Below are 6101 nucleotides of genomic sequence, written 5' to 3'. Positions count from 1 at the left end.
CCGTGCTCCTACCCTTCATAGACTTGGTATACAGGCGTTTGAACCAGTATTAATTGAAGGTAAAGCAATTCAATTGCACCCCTTAGTTTGTACGGCTTACAATGCGGACTTTGACGGCGACCAAATGGCCGTACACGTTCCATTAACTTTAGAAGCGCAATTGGAAGCTCGCTCTTTGATGATGTCGACAAACAATATTTTGTCACCTGCAAGCGGGGAACCAATCATTGTACCAAGCCAAGACGTAGTATTAGGTCTTTACTACCTAACGCGAGAAAGAATCAATGCGCTTGGTGAAGGAAAAATATTTGCTAGCCCACAAGAGGCGCAAAATTTTTATGAAGCAGATTATGTTGATATCCATGCTAAAGTAAAAATTAGAATGCCAGTGGAAAATACCGACGAAAACCGGGAATATAAACTGGTTGAAACAACCGTTGGACGAGCAATACTTTCTGATATTTTACCTAAAGGTATGCCCTTTGCGTCGATCAATAAAGCAATGACTAAAAAGGCTATCTCTAAAGTTGTCGATACTTGCTATCGTAAATTCGGTTTAAAAGAAACGGTTATTTTCGCTGACCAACTCATGTATACCGGATTCAAATATGCCACCCGTGCTGGAGCGTCAATCGGTATTGAAGATATGGAAATACCAGACGATAAAGCATCCATTATTGAGCAAGCTGATAACGAAGTACGTGAGATTGAATCACAATTCCGTTCTGGTTTAGTGACTAACGGTGAGCGTTACAACAAAGTGATCGATATCTGGTCCCGTACCAACGAGATGGTCGCAAAATCGATGATGACCAAGATAGCAACCGAGGAAGTAGTAGGCAGAGATGGAAAAGTCACACGACAAGAGTCATTTAACCCTATCTTCATGATGGCCGACTCTGGTGCTCGGGGATCGGCGGCGCAGATTCGTCAGCTCGCAGGTATGCGGGGATTGATGGCTGCTCCTGACGGTTCCATTATTGAAACACCGATTACTGCTAACTTCCGTGAAGGTCTTAATGTATTCCAATACTTTATTTCCACTCACGGTGCTCGTAAGGGTCTTGCGGATACTGCATTAAAGACTGCAAACTCAGGTTATTTGACACGTCGTCTTGTTGATGTTGCTCAAGACGTAGTCATTACCGAAGATGATTGCGGCACTGAAAATGGAGTCTTGATGCAACCTCTTATTGAGGGTGGAGACATCGTTGAACCATTACATGAGCGTGTTCTTGGACGTGTCGTTGCTACTGATGTATATATCCCCAACCAAGAAGAACCAGTTGTGACGGCGGGAACTTTATTAGATGAGGATTGGGTTGAGAAACTCGAAAAATTTGGTGTCGACCAAGTATTAGTTCGCTCACCAATTACCTGTAATACTCGTTTTGGCCTCTGTGCTAGCTGCTATGGTCGTGATTTGGCCCGCGGACATTTGGTTAATACCGGTGAAGCAGTTGGTATTATCGCTGCACAATCAATCGGTGAACCAGGTACACAGTTAACAATGCGTACCTTCCACATCGGTGGTGCTGCATCAAGAGCTACTGCTGCTAATAGCATCCAAATCAAAAATAAGGGTGTTATTCGTCTACATAATATTAAGACTGTAACTCATGAGAACAACAACCTGGTTGCGGTTTCTCGTTCAGGTGAAGTATCGATTGTGGATGATTTTGGCCGCGAACGTGAGCGTTATAAACTACCTTATGGTGCTGTATTAACTGTACACGATAACCAAGCTGCAGAAGCAGGTCAGGTTATCGCTACTTGGGATCCGCATACACACCCAGTTATTTCAGAAGTAAGCGGTAAATTAAAATTTGTTGACCTCATTGAAGGTTTAACAATGAATCGCCAAACAGACGAACTTACGGGATTAAGCAATATCGTTGTTACTGATGCTAAGCAACGCAGTTCTGCTGGTAGAGATATGCGTCCAATGGTGAAATTAGTCTCCGATGACGGTGACGAAATCTTCTTGGCTGGAACAAACGTGCCCGCGCAATACTATTTGCCAGTTGATGCAATCATCAATTTTGAAGATGGTAGTGCAGTGGGTGTCGGAGACGTTATTGCCCGGATACCCCAGGAACGTTCAAAAACACGCGATATTACCGGAGGTCTACCAAGGGTTGCTGACTTATTCGAAGCTAGAAAACCAAAAGATGCTGCAGTTATGGCTGAAGTTTCAGGCTTGGTTAACTTTGGTAAGGAAACAAAAGGAAAGAGACGCTTAATCATCAGCGCTTCCGAGCATCAAGCTCACGAAGAATTGATTCCAAAATGGCGTCATATTTCAGTCTTCGAGGGTGAGCATGTCGAACGTGGTGAAGTGATAGCTGATGGTCCATTGAATCCGCATGACATACTGCGATTACTGGGCGTTGGAGCATTAGCAAATTACATTGTGAATGAGGTACAGGACGTGTATCGATTACAAGGTGTGAAGATCAATGATAAACACATTGAAACAATCGTGCGCCAAATGCTTCGCAAACGTGTAATTACCTTTACAGGTGATTCGAAGTTCCTCGTTGGAGAGCAAATCGAAGAAAGTGTGATGTTGTATGAAAATGACAAGCTAATTGCAGAGGGTAAACAACCAGCAAATGGTACTCCTATTCTACTGGGTATTACTAAAGCCTCATTAGCTACTGAATCATTCATTTCAGCAGCATCGTTCCAAGAAACCACGCGTGTTCTTACTGAAGCTGCTGTAAGCGGCAAGATTGATGATTTACGGGGCTTAAAAGAAAACGTGATGGTTGGTCGATTAATTCCAGCTGGAACAGGTTACGCTTATCATCAAAGTAGAAAAGCAAAACGTGCTAAAACGAGTGGTACTGAGCAAAATGCGCATACGGTTACAGCGAGTGATGTGGAGCACGCATTAAGTGAAGCACTTAATGCTGATAACCATGATCATTGATTGGATTCTAAGCTTCAGCAAGTTTGAACTTGACAAACTTGCTGGACCTATATAGAATCCGGCCTCCTTATGCATTCGAAAATAATACAAGTGAAAGTTCGGAGTTAAGAATAAATGGCTACTATTAATCAGTTAGTAAGAAAGCCTCGTGCGGACGCAAAGAAAAAATCTAACGTCCCCGCATTGGAATCCTGTCCACAGAGACGAGGTGTATGTACACGTGTGTACACAACAACCCCTAAAAAACCTAACTCAGCTATGCGTAAGGTTGCCCGTGTGCGTCTAACAAATGGTTTCGAGGTATCATCATATATTGGTGGTGAAGGCCACAATCTACAAGAGCACTCTGTAGTATTGATTCGTGGTGGTCGTGTTAAGGATCTACCTGGTGTGCGTTATCACACAGTAAGAGGAAGTTTAGATACTTCTGGAGTGAATGATCGTAAGCAAGGTCGTTCTAAATATGGTACTAAAAAACCTAAAGACAAGAAATAATCTGATTGTAGGAAATAGACATGCCAAGAAGAAGAGAAGTCCCCAAACGCGAAATTTTGCCTGATCCAAAACATCATAGCGAATTACTCGCTAAATTCATCAACGTGTTGATGATCAGCGGAAAAAAATCGACAGCTGAAAAAATTATTTATGGCGCATTAGATGTATTGAGTGATCGCGTCAAAAAATTAAAGAAAAACGACGAAGAGTCGGGCGGCGAAGAAGGTGGATCAGGAGCCTCTAGCACTGTTCTGCGTTATTTTGAGCAAGCTCTCGATAATGTTCGTCCCAGCGTCGAAGTGCGCTCAAGAAGAGTCGGCGGAGCAACTTACCAGGTGCCAGTAGAAGTGAGAACTGATCGCAGTGTCGCTTTAGGTATGCGTTGGATTGTTCAGGCTGCACGTTCTCGTGGCGAGCAAGGTATGATGTTACGTCTAGCTGGTGAACTGATGGACGCGTTTGAGAGCAAAGGCTCAGCAGTTAAAAAACGTGAAGATACTCATAAAATGGCAAAAGCTAACCAAGCGTTTGCACATTTTAGATGGAATTAGTGAGCGAGGAAAGTCGTGTCAACTCCATTAGAACTATACAGAAATATCGGCATTGCCGCACACGTTGATGCAGGGAAAACAACAACGACTGAGCGTATATTGTTCTATACGGGTGTGTCACACAAAATTGGCGAAGTGCATGACGGTGCTGCAACGATGGACTGGATGGTTCAAGAGCAGGAGCGCGGGATTACAATTACTTCGGCAGCAACAACATGTTTTTGGCCAGGAATGGATAAAAACTTTGAGCTGCATCGCATAAATATCATCGATACACCAGGACACGTAGACTTCATGATTGAAGTAGAACGTTCCTTACGTGTACTTGATGGTGCGGTTGTAGTGTTCGATTCTGTATCAGGTGTTGAGCCCCAGTCAGAGACTGTATGGCGACAATCTGATAAATATGGTGTTCCACGAATTGTGTTCGTTAATAAAATGGACCGGATGGGTGCCAATTTCTTGCGTGTAGTTATTCAAATCAAACAACGGCTTGGATCAAGTCCTGTTGTTCTTCAACTACCCATCGGTGCAGAAGAAACTTTTAAAGGTGTTGTTGACCTTATCAAGATGAAAGCAATTCATTGGGATGAAGAATCCAAAGGAATGTCTTTCAATTACTCAGATGTCCCTGCAGAGATGAAAGCTGAATGCGAAGAGTATCGAGCAAAGATTATTGAAGCTGCAGCAGAAGCATCTGAAGATCTGATGGAAAAATATCTGGAAGGCAAAGAATTTACTGAAGAAGAGATTAAGAAAGCTCTTCGTAAGCGTACAATTAATAATGAGATTGTTCCTGTATTTTGTGGTTCTGCATTTAAGAACAAAGGAGTTCAAGCTGTTCTTGACGGTGTGGTTGAATATTTACCCTCACCACTCGATATCCCCGCTATTCGAGGAGTCGATGAAGATGGTGAAGAAATTCATCGTAAAACTTCTTATGAAGAGCCTTTCTCTGCTCTGGCGTTCAAAATTGCTACTGACCCATTTGTTGGTACATTAACTTATTTCCGCGTCTACTCTGGTATTTTAAAAAGTGGGGATACAGTATATAACCCAGTAAAAGCGAAGAAGGAACGGATTGGCCGTTTACTGCAAATGCATGCCAATTCTCGAGAAGATATTAAAGAAGTTAGAGCAGGTGATATAGCAGCCGCTGTAGGCTTAAAAACTGTCACCACGGGAGATACTCTTTGCGATATAAATAAAGTAGTAACTCTCGAACGTATGGATTTCCTTGATCCTGTTATTGCAGTTGCAGTTGAACCTAAGACAAAAGCTGATCAGGAAAAAATGGGGATAGCTCTTGGTAAACTAGCACAAGAAGATCCGTCTTTCCGTGTGCATACAGATGAAGAATCAGGTCAAACAATTATTGAAGGTATGGGTGAATTACACTTGGAGATTATTGTTGACCGAATGAAGCGTGAATTTAACGTTGAAGCGAATGTCGGTAAACCACAAGTAGCTTATCGTGAAACGCTAAAAAAGGCTGTCGAACAAGAGGGTAAGTTTGTTCGTCAATCTGGCGGACGTGGTCAATACGGACACGTTTGGCTCAAAATCGAACCTCAAGAACCAGGTACTGGTTATGAGTTCGTAAATGCGATTGTAGGTGGTGTAATTCCCAAAGAATATATTCCTGCAGTTGATAAAGGTGTACAAGAACAGTTGCAAAATGGTGTTATCGCCGGTTATCCAGTAGTTGATGTTAAAGTGACGTTGTTTGATGGATCATTCCATGAGGTCGATTCCAGTGAAATGGCATTTAAAATTGCTGGTTCTCAGTGCTTTAGGCAAGGTGCTCTGAAGGCAAAGCCCGTATTGCTTGAACCAATTATGAATGTTGAGGTTGTGACCCCAGAAGATTACATGGGTGATGTGATGGGTGATCTTAACCGTAGAAGAGGTTTGGTTCAGGGTATGGAAGATTCTCCTGCAGGTAAAATTGTGCGTGCAGAAGTACCTCTTGCAGAAATGTTTGGCTATGCAACAGATCTTCGTTCAGCAAGCCAAGGTCGTGCAACTTACTCCATGGAGTTTGCTAAATATGCAGAGGCACCAACAAACATCGCTGAAGCAATTATCAAGAAACATTAAAAGTTAATGAGGTTATAGAA

The 6101-nt window shown here is 42.7% G+C and carries 4 protein-coding genes; all 4 read left to right on the top strand.

Annotated features, from left to right (window positions below):
- Positions 1-2935, top strand: a 2935-nt coding sequence (gene rpoC, locus Ldro_RS03470; RefSeq protein WP_238583948.1) for a DNA-directed RNA polymerase subunit beta', incomplete at its 5' end; no start/stop codon positions are given.
- A 114-nt stretch (positions 2936-3049) separates the two neighbouring features.
- Positions 3050-3430, top strand: coding sequence for a 30S ribosomal protein S12 (rpsL, locus tag Ldro_RS03465; RefSeq protein ID WP_028389269.1), 381 nt, complete (start codon positions 3050-3052; stop codon positions 3428-3430).
- Positions 3431-3450: 20 nt separating this feature from the next.
- Positions 3451-3981, top strand: a complete 531-nt coding sequence (rpsG, locus tag Ldro_RS03460) for a 30S ribosomal protein S7 (protein ID WP_058495037.1) — start codon at positions 3451-3453, stop codon at positions 3979-3981.
- A 15-nt stretch (positions 3982-3996) separates the two neighbouring features.
- Entirely contained in the window at positions 3997-6081 is a 2085-nt protein-coding gene (gene fusA, locus Ldro_RS03455; protein WP_058495036.1) for an elongation factor G, read from the top strand.
- The last annotated feature ends 20 nt before the right edge of the window (positions 6082-6101 follow it).

The organism is Legionella drozanskii LLAP-1, from assembly GCF_001467585.1.
GTDB classification, from domain to species: domain Bacteria; phylum Pseudomonadota; class Gammaproteobacteria; order Legionellales; family Legionellaceae; genus Tatlockia; species Tatlockia drozanskii.
This window is presented reverse-complemented; position numbering and strand designations above follow the sequence as displayed.